At 57.5% G+C, this 22,989-nt stretch carries 24 protein-coding genes and 2 pseudogenes; 12 read left to right on the forward strand and 14 right to left on the reverse strand.

Going from position 1 to position 22,989, the window contains the following annotated elements; all coding sequences use genetic code 11:
• Nucleotides 1–66 precede the first annotated feature (66 nt).
• From J5278_RS25030 to J5278_RS25040, 3 genes are all read right to left on the reverse strand, one after another.
• Entirely contained in the window at nucleotides 67–930 is an 864-nt protein-coding gene (locus J5278_RS25030; RefSeq protein ID WP_219258788.1) for a glucose 1-dehydrogenase, read from the reverse strand.
• Nucleotides 931–1,004: 74 nt separating this feature from the next.
• A complete protein-coding gene (locus J5278_RS25035) occupies nucleotides 1,005–2,180 on the reverse strand; it encodes a zinc-dependent alcohol dehydrogenase (RefSeq protein WP_209186845.1) in 1,176 nt (391 codons plus the stop codon).
• A 20-nt stretch (nucleotides 2,181–2,200) separates the two neighbouring features.
• Nucleotides 2,201–2,560, reverse strand: a complete 360-nt coding sequence (locus tag J5278_RS25040; protein ID WP_209186844.1) for a hypothetical protein — start codon at nucleotides 2,558–2,560, stop codon at nucleotides 2,201–2,203.
• 165 nt (nucleotides 2,561–2,725) lie between these two features.
• Between J5278_RS25040 and J5278_RS25045 the strand changes: the two genes are divergently transcribed.
• A complete protein-coding gene (locus tag J5278_RS25045) occupies nucleotides 2,726–3,253 on the forward strand; it encodes a DUF4142 domain-containing protein (protein WP_209186843.1) in 528 nt (175 codons plus the stop codon).
• Nucleotides 3,254–4,070: 817 nt separating this feature from the next.
• Here the strand turns inward: J5278_RS25045 and J5278_RS25050 are convergent.
• Nucleotides 4,071–4,253: a hypothetical protein gene (locus J5278_RS25050; protein ID WP_209186842.1), complete on the reverse strand. Its 183-nt coding sequence runs from the start codon at nucleotides 4,251–4,253 to the stop codon at nucleotides 4,071–4,073.
• 43 nt (nucleotides 4,254–4,296) lie between these two features.
• The gene (locus tag J5278_RS31705) at nucleotides 4,297–5,376 is read right to left on the reverse strand and encodes an endonuclease/exonuclease/phosphatase family protein (protein ID WP_348532609.1); all 1,080 of its coding nucleotides are present in this window, start codon (nucleotides 5,374–5,376) and stop codon (nucleotides 4,297–4,299) included.
• 263 nt (nucleotides 5,377–5,639) lie between these two features.
• Here J5278_RS31705 and J5278_RS25060 point away from each other — a divergent pair, with 263 nt between their 5' ends.
• The 7 genes and pseudogenes from J5278_RS25060 (at nucleotide 5,640) to J5278_RS25090 (ending at nucleotide 11,471) form a co-directional block, all read left to right on the forward strand.
• Nucleotides 5,640–5,903: a hypothetical protein gene (locus J5278_RS25060; protein ID WP_209186840.1), complete on the forward strand. Its 264-nt coding sequence runs from the start codon at nucleotides 5,640–5,642 to the stop codon at nucleotides 5,901–5,903.
• Between the two features lie 270 nt (nucleotides 5,904–6,173).
• Nucleotides 6,174–6,377 (forward strand): hypothetical protein, encoded by a 204-nt coding sequence (locus J5278_RS25065; RefSeq protein WP_209186839.1) that lies wholly within the window; start codon nucleotides 6,174–6,176, stop codon nucleotides 6,375–6,377.
• A gap of 142 nt (nucleotides 6,378–6,519) precedes the next feature.
• A complete protein-coding gene (locus J5278_RS25070) occupies nucleotides 6,520–7,926 on the forward strand; it encodes a sensor histidine kinase (protein ID WP_209229438.1) in 1,407 nt (468 codons plus the stop codon).
• Nucleotides 7,927–8,193: 267 nt separating this feature from the next.
• Nucleotides 8,194–9,085, forward strand: a pseudogene (locus tag J5278_RS25075) (MBL fold metallo-hydrolase).
• A 120-nt stretch (nucleotides 9,086–9,205) separates the two neighbouring features.
• Nucleotides 9,206–9,568: a response regulator gene (locus J5278_RS25080; protein WP_247749441.1), complete on the forward strand. Its 363-nt coding sequence runs from the start codon at nucleotides 9,206–9,208 to the stop codon at nucleotides 9,566–9,568.
• Between the two features lie 953 nt (nucleotides 9,569–10,521).
• The gene (locus J5278_RS25085) at nucleotides 10,522–10,893 is read left to right on the forward strand and encodes a hypothetical protein (RefSeq protein WP_209186837.1); all 372 of its coding nucleotides are present in this window, start codon (nucleotides 10,522–10,524) and stop codon (nucleotides 10,891–10,893) included.
• A gap of 71 nt (nucleotides 10,894–10,964) precedes the next feature.
• Complete coding sequence (locus J5278_RS25090) at nucleotides 10,965–11,471, forward strand: cysteine hydrolase family protein (protein WP_257623441.1); 507 nt, start codon at nucleotides 10,965–10,967, stop codon at nucleotides 11,469–11,471.
• A gap of 122 nt (nucleotides 11,472–11,593) precedes the next feature.
• Here the strand turns inward: J5278_RS25090 and J5278_RS25095 are convergent, their stop codons facing one another.
• The 3 genes from J5278_RS25095 to J5278_RS25105 all read right to left on the reverse strand — a co-directional run bounded on the left by J5278_RS25095 (nucleotide 11,594) and on the right by J5278_RS25105 (nucleotide 14,730).
• Nucleotides 11,594–11,857: a hypothetical protein gene (locus tag J5278_RS25095; protein WP_209186836.1), complete on the reverse strand. Its 264-nt coding sequence runs from the start codon at nucleotides 11,855–11,857 to the stop codon at nucleotides 11,594–11,596.
• Between the two features lie 748 nt (nucleotides 11,858–12,605).
• Complete coding sequence (locus J5278_RS25100; protein WP_209188253.1) at nucleotides 12,606–13,328, reverse strand: Crp/Fnr family transcriptional regulator; 723 nt, start codon at nucleotides 13,326–13,328, stop codon at nucleotides 12,606–12,608.
• A 688-nt stretch (nucleotides 13,329–14,016) separates the two neighbouring features.
• The gene (locus J5278_RS25105) at nucleotides 14,017–14,730 is read right to left on the reverse strand and encodes a Crp/Fnr family transcriptional regulator (RefSeq protein WP_209188254.1); all 714 of its coding nucleotides are present in this window, start codon (nucleotides 14,728–14,730) and stop codon (nucleotides 14,017–14,019) included.
• A gap of 189 nt (nucleotides 14,731–14,919) precedes the next feature.
• Between J5278_RS25105 and J5278_RS25110 the strand changes: the two genes are divergently transcribed.
• Entirely contained in the window at nucleotides 14,920–15,186 is a 267-nt protein-coding gene (locus J5278_RS25110; protein ID WP_247749442.1) for a hypothetical protein, read from the forward strand.
• A 28-nt stretch (nucleotides 15,187–15,214) separates the two neighbouring features.
• Here the strand turns inward: J5278_RS25110 and J5278_RS25115 are convergent, their stop codons facing one another.
• Nucleotides 15,215–15,940, reverse strand: a complete 726-nt coding sequence (locus tag J5278_RS25115) for a Crp/Fnr family transcriptional regulator (protein WP_209186887.1) — start codon at nucleotides 15,938–15,940, stop codon at nucleotides 15,215–15,217.
• Nucleotides 15,941–16,071: 131 nt separating this feature from the next.
• The gene (locus J5278_RS25120) at nucleotides 16,072–16,344 is read right to left on the reverse strand and encodes a hypothetical protein (RefSeq protein WP_209186888.1); all 273 of its coding nucleotides are present in this window, start codon (nucleotides 16,342–16,344) and stop codon (nucleotides 16,072–16,074) included.
• 431 nt (nucleotides 16,345–16,775) lie between these two features.
• On the opposite strand from J5278_RS25120, the gene J5278_RS31710 reads away from it, so the two are divergent.
• Nucleotides 16,776–16,970, forward strand: a complete 195-nt coding sequence (locus J5278_RS31710) for a hypothetical protein (RefSeq protein ID WP_374109214.1) — start codon at nucleotides 16,776–16,778, stop codon at nucleotides 16,968–16,970.
• Nucleotides 16,971–17,247: 277 nt separating this feature from the next.
• Here the strand turns inward: J5278_RS31710 and J5278_RS25130 are convergent, their stop codons facing one another.
• Complete coding sequence (locus J5278_RS25130) at nucleotides 17,248–17,871, reverse strand: recombinase family protein (protein ID WP_209186889.1); 624 nt, start codon at nucleotides 17,869–17,871, stop codon at nucleotides 17,248–17,250.
• Between the two features lie 237 nt (nucleotides 17,872–18,108).
• Complete coding sequence (locus J5278_RS25135; protein ID WP_247749443.1) at nucleotides 18,109–18,828, reverse strand: hypothetical protein; 720 nt, start codon at nucleotides 18,826–18,828, stop codon at nucleotides 18,109–18,111.
• 273 nt (nucleotides 18,829–19,101) lie between these two features.
• Between J5278_RS25135 and J5278_RS25140 the strand changes: the two genes are divergently transcribed.
• Nucleotides 19,102–20,181, forward strand: coding sequence for an IS630 family transposase (locus J5278_RS25140; protein ID WP_111223089.1), 1,080 nt, complete (start codon nucleotides 19,102–19,104; stop codon nucleotides 20,179–20,181).
• 84 nt (nucleotides 20,182–20,265) lie between these two features.
• On the opposite strand, the pseudogene J5278_RS25145 reads toward J5278_RS25140, so the two are convergent.
• Nucleotides 20,266–20,543 (reverse strand): annotated as a pseudogene (locus J5278_RS25145) (IS21 family transposase); the annotation flags it as partial.
• 183 nt (nucleotides 20,544–20,726) lie between these two features.
• Here J5278_RS25145 and J5278_RS25150 point away from each other — a divergent pair.
• Complete coding sequence (locus J5278_RS25150) at nucleotides 20,727–21,806, forward strand: IS630 family transposase (protein ID WP_111223089.1); 1,080 nt, start codon at nucleotides 20,727–20,729, stop codon at nucleotides 21,804–21,806.
• Here J5278_RS25150 and J5278_RS25155 read toward each other — a convergent pair.
• Nucleotides 21,803–22,861: a 2-keto-3-deoxygluconate permease gene (locus tag J5278_RS25155; protein WP_209186891.1), complete on the reverse strand. Its 1,059-nt coding sequence runs from the start codon at nucleotides 22,859–22,861 to the stop codon at nucleotides 21,803–21,805. The genes J5278_RS25150 and J5278_RS25155 overlap by 4 nt on opposite strands.
• Nucleotides 22,862–22,989: the final 128 nt, after the last annotated feature.

Consider the following 22,989-nt stretch of genomic DNA (forward strand, 5'->3'; position numbering starts at 1 on the left):
CAGTGAGGCCAGCAACGGTACTAGGCGGGCAAACTTTTTTAATCTCCTTATTTCAACCAGAGGCGATCATATCATTATTGATCCTCCGGTGACCGGAATAACGGCGCCTGTCATGTAACTTCCAAGGCCCGAGGCCAGCAGGACATAGGCTCCGGCAAGCTCGGCGGGCTGACCGGCACGGGCGAGAGGCATCTTCTCGCCGCACGCCTGCGCCTTCTCTTGTGGCAGGGTCGATGGGATCAGAGGTGTCCAGATCGGGCCGGGAGCAACGGCATTCACGCGAATGCCTTTTTCTGCGAGCATTTGGGCCAGGCCAGCCGTGAAGTTGGATATCGCGCCCTTGGTGGCCGCATATGCCAATAACTCAGGCGATGGTTGCCGAGACTGGATGGACGTTGTGTTGATGATGGCACTGCCTTGCGCCATGTGGGGAACAACTGCCTTGCACAGGAAGAACATCGCATGGATGTTCGTCTGGAAGGTTTCCAGCCATTCCTCGGTGCTGATCTCGTACATGGATTTACGCGAACGCTGAAAGGCAGCGTTGTTGACGAGCACGTCTATCCTGCCGAACTCGCCGACCGCCGCCTCGACCAGACCGATGCAGTGATCTTCGCTTTTGATATCTCCGGCAATGACCACTGCGCGCTGGCCAGCTTTGCGCACCCAGTCCGCCGTCTCTTCGGCATCTTCGTTTTCACTGAGATAAGAAATGACGACGTCGGCACCTTCGCGAGCAAAAGCAATGGCGACAGCCCTGCCAATACCGGAGTCCCCGCCGGTGATCAGGGCAACCTTACCAGTGAGGTGTCCGGCACCCCGATAGGTCTCTTCACCATGGTCTGGCAAAGGGTCCATAAGCTTTGTCAGGCCAGGCGGCTCTTGCTGCGGAGCAGCATAGGAAGGGGTTGGGCGAGATTCATTCGACATGGATGGAATACCTTCTCTTTAAAAAAATAAGTAGCGTACCGAGCGTGGCACCATCGGGTCCCACGCCGAAGCGATCACGCAGTCAGGACCACCTTGATGCAGCCGTCCTTTTTGTCCCTGAAGGTCTCATAGAGGGCAGGGCCGTCCTCGAGCTTCGCACGATGGGTGATGATGAAGGCCGGGTCGATCTCGCCTTCCTCGATGCGGCGAAGGAGATCGAGCGAGTAGCGGTTGACGTGTGTCTGCCCCGTCCGAATCGTCAGCCCCTTGTTCATCGCGGCTCCGAAAGGGATCTTGTCGAGGAGGCCGCCGTAGACGCCGGGAACGGATACGATACCACCGGGACGGCACGCCATGATGGCAGTGCGTAGGGTATGGGGCCGATCCGTGCCCATCAGCGTGGCCGCCTTCACCTTGTCGATGACGGCGTCGAAGGACGCAGTCGCATGGGATTCCGCCCCGACCGCATCGATACACTTGTCAGCTCCGTACCCGCCGGTCATCTCCTTGATGCGGTCCGGAATGGTTACGTCGACCTCGTCGAAGTTGATGATCTCGGCTCCGGCAACCTGGGCCAGCGCAAGGCGCTCCGGGACATTGTCGATGGCGATGACGCGCTGAGCCCCCTGCATCAATGCACTCTTGATGCAAAACTGCCCGACGGGACCGCAGCCCCAGATCGCCACGATATCCGTGGGCTCGATCTCGCAGTTGGCAGCCGCCATCCAGCCTGTCGGAAAGATGTCACCGAGAAACAGGGCCTGCTCGTCCGTCATGCCGTTCGGAATGATGATCGGCGACACATCGGCGTAGGGGACGCGCACGTACTCGGCCTGACCTCCAGCATAGGCTCCGGTCAGATGGGAGTAGCCGAACAGGCCTGCGGTCGGATAGCCAAACGCCTTTGTGGCGTTATCGGCCGTCCGGTTGCTCCGCTCGCAGACGGACCAGTTGCCCTTGAGGCATTGTGAGCACTCGCCGCAGCAGATCGTGAAAGGAACGACGACGCGGTCGCCCACCTTCAGCTTCTTGTTGTCGCGGCCGACCTCGACAACCTCGCCCATGAACTCGTGGCCGAGAATATCGCCTTTTTCCATAAAGGGGATGTAGCCGTCCATCAGATGGAGGTCGGAGCCACAGATCGCGCAAGCGGTCATTTTGATGATCACATCGCGGCCATCCTCGATTCTTGGATCAGGAACGCTATCGCAGCGGATGTCCCCTTTGCCATGCCAGCAGAGTGCCTTCATTTCAGTCTCCTTGAGTGAATCTATTTGGTCGCGGCGCTGCCGAGCGCACGCACGTCGGTGACGGCCACAAGCACGAGGGCAAGACCGGCCAACACGTAATTGGGCCAGCGGGCTTGCGTTGGGAAATCGAGCAGCCAGGGCGTCAGCAACATGGCCAGGCCGAAGACCACATCCAGAGCCAAGTGGAAGCGGATGCGAAGGAAGCGGATCAGCCCCCACTCGTAGTCCGTCATGGCGCTGTACAGGATCACCAGCAATCCGATGACGACGAGGGTCCATCTTTGCGACCCTTGAAGACCGAGGACGAACGGCAGCACAATCACCAGCAGTCCGACCAGGTAGTCGAGGGCGCCGTGGATCATCGTCGGTAAGAAGCGCATGTTGTTTCTCCTGAGGCCGGTGATAAGCCCCAGGAACCTCGACGCGTCCCAACAGTTCCACGTCAGTCCGGTAGCGCTCAAATCGATTGTGGGGGCCTGAAAATTTGGCCACCCCGGAACGCTTAAGGTCAACGCACGTTGGCTTATGGAAACGGAGGACTAAAGATGAAGACGTTTGCTCTAACAGCCGCACTGCTGATGATGTCGACCTCGGCCTTTGCCCAGTCGGCCGCCGAATCCACAGGCGTCAATTCGCTGATGGGCAATGCCCCGAAGACGGAGGATTTCGTCACTGAGGCCGCAACCAGCGACATGTTCGAGATCGCGTCAAGCAAGCTTGCGGTCGAAAAAGCCGATCCGGCGACCAAGACGTTTGCCCAGCAGATGATCACCGATCACACCAAGACTTCGGCCGAGATGAAGGCGATGGTCGATTCCGGCAAAGTGAAGGCCGCAATCCCTGCCGCCATGACGTCGTCGCAGCAGAGCATGATCGATAAGCTCAAAAGCCTGCAGGGCGATGACTTCAACAAGCAGTACCATGCGGACCAGGTTTCGGCCCACAAGGATGCCGTCGATCTCTTCAAGCGTTACGGCGACGGCGGCGACAATGCTGAGCTTAAGACCTGGGCGGCGACAACGCGCCCGGCCTTGGAGCATCATCTTATGATGGCTCAAGACCTGAACAAATAAACCTCGGGCAGGGCGGGCGACCTTCTCCGTCGCCCTGCCTTCAAGGGAAAGTCATGATCGGAGGCGATCGAGGACGGTAAATGGCGACAATTCCGGCAAGGCGTTGGCGTCCGACATCGAAAAGGATGCGGCCGATACCGCAAGGGCATTGCGTCCAGCGACAACAACGAGGTGGCGAGCGGGAAGCCTCGCGTCATCACCCGTTCCGATGACGCGACTCACAAGAAAACCACGCCTGCAGAAGTGCCCAGGAAAGACTGGGACCTGCACTACGGCCCGCCTGACATGAGCGAGTGCGATTTTTGCGGCGAACGACCGGGCGACTTATCATGAATATGCCATGGATCGCGACAGAGACGACATCCGGCAGGCCAACCGGCAAGGCATGATAGACTGGCTGCAGTCTTGCGAACAATTGGCGAGGTCAGCGAGGGAAGTCCTCGTAATTATGCCGTATGGCGGGTTAGGCAGCATGACGCCCGAGTGACCCACGAAGTGAGACGCTCCGGTTCCTGTTGCCCAATCTCTACTATTGCTCCATGGTTTTCCCTTGCGATGCCGCTTTTATATCGATCGTCGGCGGGTTGCGGCTCTGATTATCGGGGGGACGGATAGGAGGACGCTGGAGACGAGTATTCCAACCGAAAGCAAACCTATCGGAGTCATTCTCAGCTCCAGCCGGGCAGACGATCGTCCAAATCGCACGTCGATTAATGCGCGATTGCCCTTGTGGATGCCTTCCTTCGCAGTTTCGTCGATCATTCCATCTCCCACTTCGTAAGCAAGGTTAACGTTTGTAACGGACCCTGCGTGATCTCTAACCGGCGCCCGGCTCCACGCTCTCCTCGTCGTCGGTCGGGAGAGCGCCTGCGCCCGGGGTCTTGCTGTTGTCTGTAAGCTCTTTTTTGGCGTGAGGGCCGGCAGCCGGGCTGTCTGCAGCCCGCGCCTTGCCATGGCCGGAATCCTCAACCGCGTCGCGGGCATTCTGGTCATCTGTCATTGTCATCTCCTCGTACCATTGCACATAAGGCAAACTCTTTGCCCTATGAAGGTTGAATTCTGGACCTCATCTGCCCACCAGACCGGGCTCCGCCCACCGAGCCTGACCGTCGCCTGGTCCACTCAAGATCGCGCTTTTCGAAACGCGTTTTGTCGGCTCCGGCGTCTTTCACGGCTCTTCTGGCATCGATCCGCGCGTGCACAAGGCAATCATACATCTCGTCAAGGACGTGTAGATTCGACGACCGCCAAAAACCGCCCCGCACACGATGTATCGCGCATCCGTCGTTTCCAGGACCGCCAGCTCTTTTCAATGAAGGACCCCTTCGTGTGGAGGCTCCAACTCGATCATGGCAGGCACGCGGTCCCGTCATGTGTACCCCGCGTGGTAATTTGCGTCCTACGCCGCCGGATGGGAGCCAAGGCGCCACCCACCCACTGAAAGGGACGTGGTCGATGCGAAGCGCGGCATCGCGTTCGAAGGGCTTGCGCCAGTCTCTCCAGAATGTGTCGATCCGCTGATCGGGATGGAGGCGCCTGATTGCATCGGTCCATTCCTGCGACAAATGCTCAGCGTCAGCCTTCCGCACCTCGCGCCGGAAACGCCCATCATCCCGCCGAATTCCGGGCTTATCGACATCAAGATCGGTCGATATCGCATTGAAATCGCCGACCAAAATGGCGAAGGCCCCCAGCTGCAGCACGTCGTCGGCGTAGGGTTGAAAACGCTTGAACCATTTGAGCTTGTCGTCGAATTTAAGTCCCGGCACAGGATTGTGCTTGGCATGATATAGGCCGCCGACGGCAACACCGTCGACGATTGCTTCGATATAGCGCCTTTGACTGCCGCCCGGATCGCCGGCAATTCCCCTTCGCGTCCGTCTGGGCTCGCTGCCCTTCAAGAGGATAACCACGCCATTCCATCTTTTCTGGGCGTTGCTGATGGCTCCACAGCCTGCCCGTCCAAGCTCCATTCGGGAAAACTTCGCGTCGATCGAGTTGAGTTTCCGAAAGCACAGGATATACGCCTGGCCTTCCTCAACCCTTCTGAGGGGGATAGGTGGCCCACCGATGATGCCGTTGCCGTTGTAGGTTGCTATCTTCACTGGATCATCCCAAGTCATGTGAGGCGATACCGGACAGGTTGGGCGCTCGACTGCCAATTCGTTGGCCACAGCCAGAAACCGGAAAAACTGCTGTGTTCGCCATCCCTTCCGCGTCCGGTTGACACGGCCCGCGCTCGGTAAATCAATGTCGATCAGGAGAGATGGTTCCTGTGCGAGCGACTATTCAGGCTTCCGGTTTGACAGGAAAGAGCTTCCCGGGATGCATCCATTTTCGCATAAGCGCGTTGACCTCCATGCTATACGAACGGTGGAGCGCCGACATGAGTTTTGAACCCCCGCGTACCGAGGAACCTTTGCCGAGGGCCAAGCAAGCAAGTGATCTCGCGAGGAAAGCCCTCGAGAGCCTTTTGGCCGATGCCAACTCCGCTGGATGGGCAAGCGATGAAATGATTGCCGCCATTGGCCAAGCAGCGGGCCTGCTTAAAGAGGTAAATCTCAAAGATCCCGATCCAGCCGAGGATCCTGACATCAGCGACGTCCTCGCTGATGGCGGGCAGCTGGGTCATGGCGAACGGTTCGATTAAGGGGTTTCGGGCGTGGTTTACGCGGCTCGAAGCCTGTCTTAGAGCCAGTCCGTCCGGCCTTTGTCACGCCGAACCTGGATCAATTTTGGAGACCATTCGCAGGTCAGCCAACGGCTCCCCGCAGAAGTTCAACTTCCGGTAATTTTTGATGCGTTGGCGTCGGTGGCCCATCCATCCGTTGCAAAGCTCGAAAACCATTGATTAGGACCGCATTATCCGCTGCTTGCAACGGTTTAACGCAGACATCGATGATAACCCAGTTCGTCCAGCATGTCGCCGACAAGCGCTGGTGCTTCCATCGTCATCCTCGACCCGCAGCAGCGAACCGTCTTTGGTAGGCCGGCGGCGCTCGACATGCAGCTCACTGGCATCGACGGAAAGGGCACATCGAGCCGGTCGATCGAATTCTGCAATGAAGACGGGACCATTCTGAGGGCCGTCCCTTTCGGGGCGGCGTTGAGTCGCCTCAACTGAGGGTGGCTTGCCGGTCGAGCCAGGTAAACTGTCCAGGTGATGGTACAGCCTGCTCACTATCTGTACGGTTTGTGACATATCATCACCGCCGGCGCATGACCTGCTAGGATAGCGCACAAGGTGGTGCAGTCGAGGTGTCCTGATGAACATCGACGAGCGGGAGCTAACGTCGGGCGGTGCACTTGATGTTGGCGCAAACGTCTATCGGCAGATGGTGGAAAGCGTTGGCGACTTCGCGATGATCGCCACAACGCTCGATGGCCGTATCACCGCCTGGAATACCGGCGCCACCAATATTCTTGGCTATTCCCGTCATGAGATCATCGGTCAGAACCTCTCTGTCATCTTCCCCTTCGACGATCAACTGCGCGGCGCGCAGCTCTCAGAAATGCGCGTGGCGCTTTACGATGGCAAGGCCGAGGGCGACCACTGGTGCGTTCGCAAGGATGGCGTCCAAGTCTGGACATCCGGACTGCTGACACCCTTGCGGGGCGAGAGCGGCCAGATCGATGGCTTCGTCAAGATCATGCGGGACCGCACGGAAGCGCGAAAGGAGGAAAGGGCCATCAGGGCTGACGAGGAAAGGGCGCGTTTCATCCTGACGAGTGCTGTCGACTACGCCATATTCACCTTCGACGAGAGCGGGCGCATTTTGAGCTGGAACGCCGGCGCCGGCCGAATATTTGGCTACGACGGAGCTGAGGTTCTGGGGCGCGACGCGCGACTTCTATTGCCGTGCGAGGGGATCGAAGGCGCCCTCGAAGGGGAAATGGCGGCAGTCCGCCGCCTTGGCCGGGCTGAAAACGAGCGCTTGCATCTGCGAAAGGACGGCAGTCAGTTCTGGGGCAGCGGCCTGACCATGCCGCTTTGTACCGACCGCCACAATCCTGGCTATCTCACCATCCTGCGGGACGGGACCGATCGGCATCAAGCTGACCAGCACCAGCAGGTGATGATGCGTGAGATGAGCCACCGGGTGAAGAACAGCCTGACGCTGGTGACCAGCATGCTTTCTCTGCAGGCCCGGTCCACGCACATCGCTGACCTGAAGCGCGCGCTAATGGATGCAGAAACGCGTGTCGCGACCATCGCTGCATTGCATGACCATCTCTGGCGACAGCCCAAGCTGGAGACCGTCGATCTTTCGGATTTCCTCAACGGGCTTTGCCATCGGCTGGCGCAGACATCATCAAGACACGCCGTTGCGCTTGAGGCCACCACCTGCAGCATCGATACGGACAGGGCGATCCAGATTGCACTGCTGGTAAATGAACTCGTGACAAACGCCTTTAAGCATGCCTATCCCGCAGGCGGGGGAAGGGTCGATGTAGAAGTCTACAGCGCAGATGATACGATCGTTCTTAAAGTCTCCGACCAAGGTGTCGGCTTGCCCGGTGGCTTTGACCTGCTGCAGGATTCCTGCAGCAGCCTTGGAATGCGGATCGTCAGGGGACTGACCAAGCAACTCAACGCAAAGATCTCGGTCGAGACAGCAGCCGCAGGTGCGTCATTTACACTCTCCATCCCGATTGCGTCGCAACGGCTGTGAACTTCATTGTCACTTGGTTTGGGGAGCTTCGCGCCCTCGCGATGCCGATGTCGTCTTGACCGGAAGCTGCTTCACCTCCGAGCCATCCTTTGGCTACCGGGTCGTCCTGTCTGCAGGCAAGCCTATTGTGTCGACTGGCTCAGGCATGTCACGCGACTCCCATTTGCCAACCTTCCTTTGCAGGAGCGGAACCAATCCGGCTGCTTGTAATTGACAATGGCGGCCAGTTGGATGTCGGTCGACAAGGTCTTTTAAGGCGGGGAGAAGCTGATGACCCAGATAGAACTTGGTGGCGATGCGCGGGCAGGCGAAAAAGATCGGGACGACGGAACCCGGGAAGTCACAACCGACATCGCGTATTTCCGGACCATAATGGTGAATGTCGTCCTGGTCGGCACATCTGGCGCGGGCGACCGCAATTGGGTTCTCGTTGATACGGGCGTCGCGGGGGCCAAGGATGCTATCAAGCGCGCTGCATCCAAGCGCTTCGGCGTTGATGCGCGGCCTGCTGCCATCATTCTCACCCATGGGCATTTCGACCATGTCGGAGGCTTGGAGGATCTTGCAGACGAATGGAGCGTCCCGGTCTATGCCCACCCCTTGGAACATCCCTACTTAAGTGGCCGGGCGGCATATCCGCCTGGCGATCCGTCAGTCGGTGGTGGCCTTATGGCGACTTTGTCCGGGTTCTACCCCGCCAAGCCTGTGGACATATCCTCGCGGCTGAGGGCTCTTCCCGATGACGGCAGCGTTCCCTTCATGCCAGGCTGGGAATGGCTGCATACCCCCGGCCATGCACCTGGGCATGTCTCTTTCTGGCGAAAGTCGGATCGTACGCTGCTCGCCGGTGATGCTTTCGTTACCACGAAAGCGGAGTCGGTATATGCCGTCGCGATCCAGACCACAGAGATCCACGGGCCGCCTCAATACTTCACCATAGACTGGCACGCATCTCGGTCCTCCGTCCAGCGTCTGGCCGCGCTGGCAACCGAGCTTGTTGTGACCGGCCACGGCTTGGCCGTGCAAGGCGCCGCCATGCGCGCGGCACTGGAAATATTGGCCCACGAATTCGATCAGGTGGCCGTTCCCGACGGGGGGCAACTATGTTCGCAATCCTTTGAAAGCTGAAGATGGGTCGGCTTACTTTCCGCCCGGATGAGGCTATCCGTCTGAGGACGAACGGGCGATTTTCCCAGGATGTCTGAAAGCGTACAATGCGGGACGAGGTCGCCTTGTTGAGTTAGCTTGGGAGTCCAGGGATGAACCAGGGGAGATAGCATTGTGCGCGTTGATTTTGCTTCTGGAAGATGAGGAAATTATCGCGATGGACGTTGAGCGCACCCTGCTCGATGCACAGGCAGGAGAGGTCGTCTGCCTCACGTCCTGCTCTGACGCATTACAGTGGCTTGCGGAACGGACACCTGACGTCGCGGTCATCGACATTTTTCTTCGCGACGGAGAATGTTGTAAAGCGGCCGAGATTCTGACGCAGCGTCGTGTGCCATTCGTCGTTCACAGTGCCCGAAGGCGCGTGAGCAGCCCGCATCATCTCGTCTTTCTAAGAGGCACTTGGCTGTCGAAACCCGTCCGTCCAGCCGAGCTCACGCAAGCCGTTCTGCATCACCTGCGCCGACCACGGTAGCAGGGGGCATAGGCGAGAGGGAAAGCTTCCACCACGGATTCCGAAGTTGCAGTGGAGGGGCGGAGGCCGAGCATGCGCGAAACCGTCGGCTCTTGTGTCCTTAGGCTGGACACCAAGCTTCCCATCCGTAGATGTTTGTCTCGGTTCCGTGAATTGGAGATCGGCGGGGCAGAAATCCGCCAGAGTGCGCGTCTCGAAGGCCTTAAAACTCCTTGTGCCGCGTCGCCCGACCACCGTGCATTCCCAAGGGCAAAATGGGGCGCCACCCCGTCGTGACAGCATGGGGTAGGGCGCTTCTCCACGCGAGACCATCAGGCCATTGCGCGCCCGGGCAACCCGGCTCCTGATCGCACGGAGTCGCAGCGGTAGGCCTCAGCTATCGCGCGTAACCGTCACCTCGTCTTTTCTGGTGAATACGTGCTGACAGGCCTACTCGATGGCGAGGTCCATCCAATGGCCGGATTTGAGACCAGCTCATCTCAAAACAGGCCAACCGGGCGTCTGGCGAGGCCTATCGGCCCGATCGACGGCGAAGCATTTTCTCCCATGTCGTAAACTTACGCCGAGGTAGCGTCTGGTTTGTCGGCTGCCACCCTTGGTGTTTTCAGGGTTCATAGCTTTCCTCATACTTTGGATTTTCGAAAACGGTGAACTCACTTTCAAAACCTTGGTTCCAACTTTGGTCGCGTCTACGCAAGTCGTGCAGTTCCAGAGTCGATTGAGTGAAGCCGTGTTCGAAATTTTGACCACCGTCTTTCCGCGACGTCTGATGTGCACCGGGTCCGTCTAGCTTGCCCGATGACGACTATTTCAATTCGACAGAGTTCAGCTGTGACCAGCTGAGAAGAAGGTAATACACATGCCATTTGTCGCCCGCCGTCTGTATCGATGGAACATTGCCAACCGGTACTGGTTGGCATCTGTGACAACAGCAAGTGGAAAGGAGAGCTGGCATGGCAAAGGATACTCGCCGGTCGGTGGACCCCGGCGCACCTGACATGTCTCCAGTCGATGCTCGGCAGGGAAGAATCGGCACACCAGTACTTTTGGTCCTTCTCGGCGGCCTTGTTCTTTCAGCCGTTGTCTGGGCGGGCGTCGAGATGTGGGGCAGGCACATCAACCCCGACAAATCCCCGACAGCTGTACCAGGCCCCGGGCCATCTTCGAATATCGCTACGGGTGCCAGCCAAAGAACCGCAGGCGCTACCCTGCGCCAAGGCGGACCCGCACTAATCGGTCCCATCGACCGCGTCGAGAAAACCGAAAAAGGCATCAATAGCGCGCTTCAATATACCGACCATGATGCCGTTCAAAAAGAGGCGTAAAAGACATGGTTGGTGGGCGTCATCTTTGCGTTGATATGCAGCGAGTTTTTTACGAGAAAACGCCGTAGAACGTGCCATGGATGCCCCGCGTGCTGCCTCAGGTCCTCAAGATCGTTAGCCGATATCCGGAACAGACGGTATTTACACGTTTTATCCCTCCGCAAACAGCCGCTGAAGCTCCTGGAATGTGGAAAGATTACTATGAGAAGTGGTCGATGATGACTCGCGATCACATCGATGCGGAATTACTGCAACTCTTGCCGGAATTTGACCAGTTTGCGCCGCCCGCCCGTGTGTTCGACAAGATGGTATATTCGCCGTGGGTGGACGGTCGGCTTCATTCCCACCTCCAGGGCTCGCGGGTATCGAGGCTCGTGGTCAGTGGTGGAGATACCGACGTTTGCGTTCTCTCAGCAATCCTCGGCGCAATCGATTTGGGCTACGAGATCCTCCTTCTGTCGGACGCGATCTGCAGTGGAGCGGACGAGACACATGACGCATCACTGAAGCTGCTAGGGGACAGGTTTTCGGTGCAACTAGCGATCATGACCACTGAACAATTTCTGGATGGAAGTTGATGATGAATGAACTCAACGAGCACGGCTCGAGAAAGCCAAAGCTTCGGAGCCGAGCAACCTCAATTGACCTCGGCAGATTGTGGATCGACAGGCTGGGCCACAGCGACCTCGCTTTCGGATCGTCAAATCGGCGGCTCGATAGAGTGACGCTCGACGAGTTTAAGCGAGTGGTCGGGTTGGACGATGTACGTTTCCGCCGTCCGGCGTCCGGTCTCGTCATAAAATTGGTGGGGCAAAACACTGCCGACTGGAGATTTTACCAGTCGGCCTCTAGGCTGGCCGCCATAAGTTATGCTTCCCGGAATGGGTTGAATCGGATCGTATGCACCGACCTGACAAGCGCTCAATGCCAACGGTAACAGGAAGACAAGAAAGGGGTTTTTCATGGAACACGCTCCGTTTTAACTGGTAAGATCCCACGGAACTACCACCGTCAGCCAGGGTTCCATTTGATTTCGCTGCGCCCGTTGTGTCCGGCTGGGTCGGATCGCTTCGACGCCGATGGTTCCCTCGATAGCCCCACGTTGCAAATGCACACGATCACGGTCGATCTCGATAGAAGTTATCACTTGTCGCTTTGAAACGCACTTGCGGTAGATGTCGTTAAGTGGTCAGCCGGAACGACATGGATGTCCATGAAGTCAACCTCTCAACCTGCGGGGACCATGCGGGGTCGCCCCCTGTCCTGGCAGCCACGACAGTCTTACCTTGCCTGACGAGTTATCCGAGCTGGGATCATTTCAGGCCCAGAATAATTCAGCGCATTGGTCCAGGAGGCCGTGTCGACGCCCCATGGCGTGATCTTGCCAACCTTGATGTGTTGTTGCCTTCAAATCGGCGGTCTTCGTTCAATGAGCGGCTCAAGCGAAGGATCTCGGCCTTGGTGGCGGAATAAATGTTCTGGAGCGCGAGCGGCGTTTCGCTGTCGATCTGTCCTATGGTGCACACCGTGACATACCCGTGAGCGCGAACCTGAGTCAAAGCGACATAGTCGCCGCAGGCCGGTCCTGTTGGATTGACATCAACGAGGCGGACGTGATCTCGAGCGGACTATCTTGACGTTCTTCGGCGTGGATGGACTTCGTCGCTACCACGGTTCGGGCAGGCCACTTGGGGTGAGAGGCGCTCACACTACTAGCGATATCTGAGAGGCACACCGATCAGACGCTGGTACTCCTGTTCCGCAACGCCGTAGCTTCCACCTGCGATGTCCTTGAGTTTTGCCCTGTTTAATATCTGGATGTTGCCGCGGGTTGATTTGATCGCACCGATGCCCTCGAGCAGATGCAATTGATCGGTTATGCCTGATCGACGTACGCCGAGCATAATGGACAAGAATTGATGCGTAAGACCCAGGTCATCGCCGAGGCGATCCTGACACATCAGCAGCCAGCGCGAGAGACGCTCATAAATGCTGAATCTGGCATTGGCCAGGGCGGTATATGACACCTGAATGGTGAACGAGTGCAAATACTTTAGAACCAGTGCTTGGAACTCCGGCCGGGTGTCGAGCGTGGACCTCATAACTGATGCCGGCACCAGATAGCCCGCGCCTTCTCCTTGCATGAAGGTCTTCGTCGGTGACCGGTCAGTATGGAGGGCCCTGTGCACCCCGGCCGCTCCCTCAAACCCTATATGCCCGACTTCAACCATTTCGTCCTCGGTGGTAACAGCAACAACCGAAGCAAGGCCGCTTTCCAGAAAACAGATCGTGGCAGATGGTTCATCTCGCTCGACGAGCGTAAACCTAAGAGGCAGTTCAACGAAACGCATGTGAGGCGCGATCAGTGCGTACGCATCCGGACTGGCGGCACGCAGCAAGAGGTTTCGCACTTGAGCTTGCGGAGGTGGGTTCATTTCTGCTCCAAGGGAAGAGCCAGGGCTCGTTGTTATGATCTGTTATCAACGGCTTATGCTGTAAGCTTCTTCTGTTTTCCAGAGCCTCGCGCGGTTGGTACGATTTCTGACAAACGGCCTTGCCGGCAAGGATGGGCCTCGAAAACAGGTCGAGAGGCAGCCGTCCGCGAGGATGTTGCGAAAAGGCAAAATGGAGGCAATGAGGGTGCTTGAAGCCCAGCGCCTTGCTGGCCGGGAGGAAACTGGACGGCTCAAAGCGGCGCGTCTGCAGCGGGATAGAAAACAAGATGAAACCCGACCCTGGCGATCTACCTGACGATCGATGCGACGGTCCGGTTTCTCACGCACACAATGCGGCTAAGTATTTCGTGCCAGAGTCTCCTTCAAATGCTTAGATAGTTGAGTACCAAGAAAGGCAGCGGAATGCTTTCAAAGACGGCGCGTTACTGAACATTGCCGACCGCGCTATTAACCAGTCAGCCACCTAGCAGGCCCAGCACGTAGGCACGACCACCTGACGTCAATCGATAGGTTCTTGTTCGGAGGTCATCGCCTCTGAATTCGATCAGACCCAGGTCTTGGGCAACCAGCGCTGTCTTCAAGCCGACCTGGTGCGGCAATGTGCGCCATCGGCCCTTTTGCAGATGATTGAGGAGCAGCTTGAGGCGGATCTGCTTCGCCCCCTTCGTCACTTGCTCCCGATCAGTCGGTCATATTCCCTCTCAGGCGCTCCGTAACATCCCCCGGCAATCTCCTCTAGCTTTGCCCGGTTGCGAATACGAATGCGGCCTCGGGTTGCTTTGATGGCATGCATGCCTTCGAGAATATGCAGATGATCCGTTACGCCGGAGCGGCGCACGCCCAGCATGAGGGACAGAAATTCGTGGGTCAGCGCCATGTCGTCGTCACGAATACGGTCATGACACATCAGCAGCCAGCGCGACAGCCGCTCCGCCATATTGTACCGGCCGTTCGCAAGTGCCGAATGGGCAAGCTGCAACTCGCAGGTATGAATGTAGTGTAAGAAGAGATCTCGGGAGGCGTTATCGTCCTCGATCAGGCGATAAACGAGTTCCACAGGGACTTTGATAGCGCTGCCGTCGATCTGCATGAAGGTCCGATTGGGAGTGGTGTCGAGCCTTAGAAGGAGATGCGTCCCGCACAGTCCTTCCCAACCGATATGGCCGACCTCGATGGCTTCCTCATCAGCCGTTCTTGCGACGATCGATGCCAGTCCGTTTTCGAGGAAGAAGATATGGCTGCTTGGCTGACCACTTTCCACCAGCACCGTTCGGATAGGGAGATCGACCTGTTCCATGCCGGGCTGGAGCAGGGCGAACGCCTTCTCACTCAAGGCTTTGAGGAGCCGGTTTCGAGTATCCACTTGTTGAACTTCTCGCATATCGGGCTCCAGCGGGAGGGAGCCCGCACTCGAACCCATCAGATGACGCGAGAGGTATCATAGGCTTATGGCGCACAATGCCTGAATACTCTAGCAGTGGACCATGAACTGTACGATTTTGACAGTTTCGTGGTCGTCCAGGACCGGGTAGACTTGTTGTAGGTTCCTCGCCAGCGCCAGTCGTGACTGATGTTGGCTCTTCCGCGAAGGGCGGTCAATGCCAATATACCACCGCAATATCGCGACAAGACGAAGATCATCGAAGATCGCGAAGGGTCCGATCTTGCCGATTTGAACGATGCTCGTCGCGAGGCGATCATGGATGCCAGAGGCCTGATGAGCGCCGCAATCCTGCAGGGCCGCGATATCTCTCATCGTCACATCGAGATCTGCAACGACGATGGCGACATCCTGTTGAAGATGCCGTTTTCGGATGCTTACGAGCCAGGCGACTGACATCGGTCGCCCTGACAGATGCGGCCGCTCATGCGCGCCGGATCGAGAAGCCGATATATTGCGCGTATTCGTCTTCGGGTATGCCGTAGGATCCTCCGGCAATGTCTTCCAGCTTCTGCCTGTCGACAATCCGGATGTTTCCACGGGTCGCCTTGATTGCGTGGACACCTTCAAGAATGTGAATTTCGTTGGTGACACCAGAGCGGCGGACACCCAGCATGATCGACAGGAACTCGTGCGTGAGGGGCAAATCATCGGTCTGCAAACGATCGTGACACATCAGCAGCCAGCGCGCCAACCGTTCCGGCATATTATAGCGGGCGTTGGCAAGCGCAGAATGCGCAAGTTGAAGCTCGCAACAATGGACGTATCGCAAGAGCAGGTCATTGGCAGCCGGTACCTGTTTGACCATGCCGAGGAACACCGACGTAGGCACGGAGATGCCGCTACCCTCCGCCTGCATGAATGTCTTGTTGGGTGTTTTCGACACCTTCAAGAGCACATGCATGCCTGCCAGGCCTTCATATCCGATATGTCCGACTTCCACGATTTCGCTGTCGCTGCTCGTGGCGACAAGCGACGCAAGACCGCGCTCTAGAAACACTACATGATCGTTCGGCACATCGGGTGTCACCAACTCAAACTTCAAAGGAAGATCCATCCGCTGCATAGCAGGCTTCAAGACGTCGAACGCCTCGAGCGGCAATGCGCGCAGCAGCAAGTTCGAAACGGTTGATTGCGAAAAGTCGGACATCGCCCAGCCTCCGGCGGGAATGAGCCCGAACTCATGCGGACCCATACCGAAGCGTCCGCAATAGTTAGTTTATGCGTCAATCTGCTGGTTTTGGCCAAGACCCGCGATCGCTTTGTGCGGTTTTGACATTTCTATCTGGCGGTCGAACTCATCAAGGTAACATCAGGCCGATCGATGATTTTGACCGCGGCTGTGAACGACAGAACGATGACAGTGAAGCCACTTTCATCGACAACGTTCATCAGCCACGCAGAAACATCAGCCTTTGCCAGCATGGTTCCACGAAGACGCTCGGCGATTGTTTCGACCGCTTCGTTTCGCGCGCTGTCGACGTCTGGATGTTCTGAGCCTACCGTGTCCGCTATGGAAACACCGTCGTGAACATTGAAGAAATATCGAGGCATTGATGTTCATGCTCCTGTACAGGCAAGAGCATAAAGCGATCTCTCAGCCACTCGCGCCTGACGCACACGGCGAGTGATGACCTCTTGTTTCATATGATTAAGTTCTAAAAAAGGTGGTTCATTCTCTGCGGAACCCTCTGTCTGGATGTTTTCAAGCAACTGTAAGGAGCGTCTTTGGTCGTCATTAGTCAGTGCACTCTCGCCCGTAAATCGGTTACTGTGGCCACGGCGCGTGGCCCCTCTGGCGAGGTTTGATCCCGAGAGACTGCAGGCACAAGCGGATCTTTCCGCACTGGCGGGCCTGAGATGCAGCCAACCTGGTGAAGACGATCCTGCCGAGAAACAGAAGGCGGCGATTGCGGTAGACTACCAACTCTATCTCACCTACTGCGGACGCCGATATTGCAAGCCCGATCACCGACATCAGCGAGATCCTTCACTATCCAAAAAGCTTTACGGCGCTGGCTGGAAATACCGAGGGACTGCGCGGGTCGTTTGCCCATCGTGGCACAGCGGTTTCTCTGCTCTGCCTGGCAACGCGGCTCGGGCCCTCACAGCACGCGTGCTTCTCGTTCCGCACCGTATTCAGACTGTTGGGATCGTTATGGAGTCACGGAAGTCCATAGAGCTGGCACGCCCACGCAAAATGCAGGAAGAAAGTACCAACAAGAATGCAGTTTGGTTTCTGATCTGCTCCGCCCCATGGGGCTGCTGGTCTCTAAATGCTTAGGGCTAGGCTGATGGGGCCTTAGTTTTATCGTTTATGACCTCATTTCTTCTTCGACACATGTCCTCAAAAGTTGTTCGGACAAAGGTGTGCGAGATGCCATCCATGCTCTGCCTCGCTGGCGACGACACGATAGAGCGTCTAAGTGGCAACCAGACCTTGACCGCCGCTGCGGCTTAGTCTGGCTTTTCCCTGATGCGTTTTGCCATGCGCGCGATGGTCGAACTCGAACAGTGGGTCTTGTGGCGGATGCTTTCCCAGCTCCTGCCGTCCCGAAGCATCGCCATGATTTCCTCGTTCCTGCGAGTGTTCTCGGGCCTGCCGGGGTATCGACCTGCTGTCTTCGCATTCGCAATGCCTTGCTGCTGCCGCAACCGCCTATGTTGATGCCTCGTGCGCGCGGTCGTGGCCAGAGCATCCAGAACAGTGCTGTTGATCGCGTGGATCACCACACCGTGCGTCTCGTCCGGCTCTGTCGACACCATCCTCCAAGACGTCGGCAGGTCGGCAGACACGATCCGCACGTCACGGGCGGTAATCTCGGCACGCAAACGATCCCATAAGTCTGTGTTCAAGCGCGCCAGACTATCGATTTCGCCGATGAGAAGAATGTCGCCGGGCTTGCAACCCGACAAAAGTCGGAAAAGCACAGGCCGCTGATGTGACACATCGCTTCCATTCTCGATGGACGTTGACGCTATCTTCCATTTTCTTTGGGATGCAAATTCCGTCAGACGTTTGCGGGCGCGTTTCGCGTCCTCATCCGTGATGCTTGCTTGCAGATAGGCATGAATGACCATGGGAAGCCGTACGTGACATTGTGTTGCGACTGAAAATACAGCTTTTTCAACCAACGAAAAGGGGTGAACAGCCCGTCCGAGGGTCGGGGATCTCTATTCGCGAGACTTCGAACGCCTTGGTGCTGCACTTGGCTGAAGCCCAATTATGAGCAACCAGTGGCCATGAATTCTGGACGCAAAGCAACCAGCCATATCCAGACACCGAGATCGATGTCCGGATAGCCTGCAAAGGTGCTGTTAGATGTCCAGGAGCGCTTTCTTTTCAGAAACAAACTTCTCGATGTCAGACTTGCCTTTAACCGTCCAAAAAGATGCCTCGGCCTCGTAGTTGTAGCCCATGACGTCAGGGGGCATATCAAAGACTTCGAACGCCTCGTTATAGTCGGGCGCAAACGAGCAGGCGTAATACGGAATGAGCTGGTCGACATGATACGAAGGCTTCAGACGCAGTGTGGACGCGAGGCTGCGAGCAATGGCCGAAGCCAGCCGGCGAGAGCCCGCGTCCGCGCTGTAGAAAACGGCAGATGCCAGCACTCGGTACCAGGGCCTTTTCTTCTCAGGGCGGAAAATAAAGCCCCCGTCGCATAGTCTCGAGGCCGAGGTGAACATATCCCATGGAGACTTGTTCATAACCGCATCAACGTCTATCACCAGAAGCCTCTCGATGCCTCTATCCAGAATTAAGGGGGCAAGCAAAAACCGAGCCGCCGTGTAGTAGACTTGGCGATGGCGCAGGCCTGCAGCCAATTCGCACCGGTCTATCGTCACTGTCAGCCTCACCCATTTGAGGCTTGCCCGCAGCTTTTCCGCAGCCGCAATAACGCTTTGGGGGGGCTCGAGCAGGTGGATATGAAGAGACTGGCGCACCCCCAACCTTTCCATTGATAGAATTAAATCGACTGAGAATAAATTGAAGTAATTGCCGTCGCACGCTGCAAGGATCACGTCCTTACCCATCGTCGGGTCGGGTAGGTCGCCGTCTACGGCGTCTCTAAATCTTGAGAAGCCTGTGGCTCCATAATTCGGCAAGCGGAGCGCCTTCCGAACTATCCTGCGTGCTCTGAACTGAAAAACGGCACCATGACTTTTTTCCAATGACGTAACCAATTGCCTCTGCCTTGCAAATATCGACCTATCTATTCATACGGATAGGTAGTCCTAGTGGTTACCGCCTGACATAAGAGTCCTGTATGGGATTCCATTTGCTGGGTTGGCATGCGAGTCTGGCGCATGCGCACAGGAATATCGTTCACCGTTTCGCCAACAGATCACCAACGCCTGATGGCCTTGACCAGGGATCGCAATGCGCCCCAAAAGCACGTCTGGCGGGCCGAGATCATCCTGCTGAGTGCCGATGGCGTCGGAACTGTCGAGATTATGCGCCAGACCGGCAAATCGAAGACCTGCGTATGGCGCTGGCAAGAGCGCTTCGCCACAGAAGGCGTCGAGGGTCTCCTGCGCGACAAGACGCGGCCGTCGCGTATTGTGCGGCTCGGACCCGATGTCGCCGAGCGTGTGGTGGCCCTGACGCTGGCTGATCCGCCGGGCGAGACGACGCACTGGACGGCCGACATGATGGCGACGGCCGCCGGCATCAGCGCCAGCGCAGTCAGGCGTATCTGGAAAGCGCATGGCCTCGCACCTCATCGGTGGCGGCAGTTCAAATTGTCCAACGACCCGAAATTCGTCGACAAGCTGCGAGACGTTGTCGGCCTCTATGTTGATCCGCCAGCCCACGCCGTCGTGTTGTCGGTCGATGAGAAAAGCCAAATCCAGGCGCTCGACCGCACCCAGCCGGGCCTGCCGATGAAGAAGGGTCGGCTCGGCACCATGACCCACGACTACAAGCGGCACGGCACAACCACGCTGTTTGCCGCCCTCAACGTGCTCGACGGCACCGTCATCGGCCGCAACATGCAGCGTCATCGTCATCAGGAGTTCATCCGCTTCCTCAACGCCATTAACGCCCAGGTGCCGGACGACAAGGCCGTCCACGTCATCCTCGACAACTATGCTGCCCACAAGCATCCCAAGGTGAGAGCCTGGCTCGACCGTCACGAGCGTTTCACCTTCCACTTCACTCCGACTTCAAGCTCATGGCTCAACGCGGTGGAGGGTTTCTTCGCCAGGCTGTCGAAGCGGCGTCTGAAACGCGGCGTTTTCCATTCCGTCGTCGATCTCCAGGCCGCCATCAACCGTTTCCTCGTTGAGCACAACAAAAAGCCAAAGCCCTTCACTTGGACCGCCGATCCCGACAAAATCATCGCCGCCGTTAAACGCGGGCACCAAGCGTTAGATTCCATCCACTAGCTTAGGAGAATGTCACCCCTCTCTTCGCAGATGTCAGCCTCAAACCTCGAAGACGGCACGTCGTTGGGGAGGTCAATGGCGCCTGTGCACCGGTGTCGTCATGTGCTTGCCGTTACCACTCGAGCGCCTTTGGGCTGCCATGCGTTCGCCCTTTTAGAATATCTCGAGTCTGTAGGCAGTGATCCATGCTCCAACCTGCTCACGGGCAAAACGGTAGGGCACGAAGTAAAAGTGCTTGTCGATATCGACATGATAATTGAGGCCAGCCCGGCTTATCTACCACTCAGCGAAGACATATCGTTCGACCGGAGCGGTCGCAGGACGGGATAGTCAAACTCTTCAAAGGACTGGCGTCTTGGCCGCCAAGGAGTGGTCCCGGGCATCATCGGTGCGGCCAAGTTACACTACGCGAGCAAGTTTCCGTCTATAATGACATACAGACAAATGAAGCGCCGACATCTGACGCTTATGCTCTAGTGGTTACCGCCTGACATAAGAGTCCTGTATGGGATTCCATTTGCTGGGTTGGCATGCGAGTCTGGCGCATGCGCACAGGAATATCGTTCACCGTTTCGCCAACAGATCACCAACGCCTGATGGCCTTGACCAGGGATCGCAATGCGCCCCAAAAGCACGTCTGGCGGGCCGAGATCATCCTGCTGAGTGCCGATGGCGTCGGAACTGTCGAGATTATGCGCCAGACCGGCAAATCGAAGACCTGCGTATGGCGCTGGCAAGAGCGCTTCGCCACAGAAGGCGTCGAGGGTCTCCTGCGCGACAAGACGCGGCCGTCGCGTATTGTGCGGCTCGGACCCGATGTCGCCGAGCGTGTGGTGGCCCTGACGCTGGCTGATCCGCCGGGCGAGACGACGCACTGGACGGCCGACATGATGGCGACGGCCGCCGGCATCAGCGCCAGCGCAGTCAGGCGTATCTGGAAAGCGCATGGCCTCGCACCTCATCGGTGGCGGCAGTTCAAATTGTCCAACGACCCGAAATTCGTCGACAAGCTGCGAGACGTTGTCGGCCTCTATGTTGATCCGCCAGCCCACGCCGTCGTGTTGTCGGTCGATGAGAAAAGCCAAATCCAGGCGCTCGACCGCACCCAGCCGGGCCTGCCGATGAAGAAGGGTCGGCTCGGCACCATGACCCACGACTACAAGCGGCACGGCACAACCACGCTGTTTGCCGCCCTCAACGTGCTCGACGGCACCGTCATCGGCCGCAACATGCAGCGTCATCGTCATCAGGAGTTCATCCGCTTCCTCAACGCCATTAACGCCCAGGTGCCGGACGACAAGGCCGTCCACGTCATCCTCGACAACTATGCTGCCCACAAGCATCCCAAGGTGAGAGCCTGGCTCGACCGTCACGAGCGTTTCACCTTCCACTTCACTCCGACTTCAAGCTCATGGCTCAACGCGGTGGAGGGTTTCTTCGCCAGGCTGTCGAAGCGGCGTCTGAAACGCGGCGTTTTCCATTCCGTCGTCGATCTCCAGGCCGCCATCAACCGTTTCCTCGTTGAGCACAACAAAAAGCCAAAGCCCTTCACTTGGACCGCCGATCCCGACAAAATCATCGCCGCCGTTAAACGCGGGCACCAAGCGTTAGATTCCATCCACTAGTCTGCCGGCAAGACGCAAGGCTGGTCTCGGTTACCGACCGGATCAATCCGCGAGTTAAGGTGTTTGGCTGCAACTTCGTCGACGCCGCGGTTAGCGGCTTCCGCATTGTTGCCGAACTTCTTAAACCAGAAGCCGGTTAGAATTGGCACGACGATGGACGTCACGATAATGCAGATCGCAACAAGTGCAGTCGCGCTTGGCGCGGCCGGCGCAAATTGCGGCGCGACGGCGACGATTGCAATCGGGTTTGCTGCGGCAGCACCGGCAGTGGAAGAGGCAGCAAGGCCGGCAGTGCCGTTTCCACCCCCTATATATTTATCTGCGATGATAAGCGGGATCCCGGTCAGGACAATGACCGCAAGCGCGAGAGCGATACCGAGTCCGGCCAGTGGCGACAGCAGGGTGTGCAAATCAATGGTGTTGCCCAGAGCAAAGGCAAAAAACGGAATCATCAAGACACTGCCGGGCGCAAACAGCACCCTGAGCTTTGAATCCAGATTGCCCAATGCGAAACCGACGACGAACGGCAAGATGGCACCGATAAATATCTGCGGCTCAAAGTGTGCGACGCCGGATGCACCGAGAATGACCATGCTCATAAGCGGGCCGGATTCGATAGACGTCAGAACAAAGGCTCCCGCTTCCTCTTTGGTGCCGTAGGTCTGCATCAACGAGGCATAAAGACCGCCATTGGTCATATCCATGGCGCAAACAATGGCAAGCACGGACAGTCCCGCAAATATGCCGGTCTGAATACCCTCGGGGGGAAGGATCAAGGATGCGATGAAAGTAGTGATCGCCGCGGCTACAAATTTCGTCAGCACGATCGTGCCCGACTTGCGCAAGACCGTTCCGGTCGAGCTTAATTTGATCGATGCCCCCATGCAGAAAAACCAGACCGCCAGAATCGGGATGACACCGGTCATGATCCCTTGCGTAAAGCCATTGAAATAGCCTGCCGCGTCTGGCGCAAAGGTTTTGCATACCGCGCCTGACAGCAGGGGTACGAGCATCAAACCGCCGGGTATGCGGTCAACCGCGTCCTTGATCTTCATTTCATCTCCTCCCAGCAGGCGCTGCTCGCCCCGGCCTGATTTTAGTAGCGCGACCTGTCGCGCAGTCTCCTCCCGCGCGATCCGAGTCTATTCGGTAGCACACTACTTTTTCAAGCCCCTTTACCAGT

It is taken from the genome of Rhizobium sp. B21/90 (genome assembly GCF_019355815.1).
GTDB classification, from domain to species: Bacteria; Pseudomonadota; Alphaproteobacteria; order Rhizobiales; family Rhizobiaceae; genus Rhizobium; species Rhizobium rhododendri.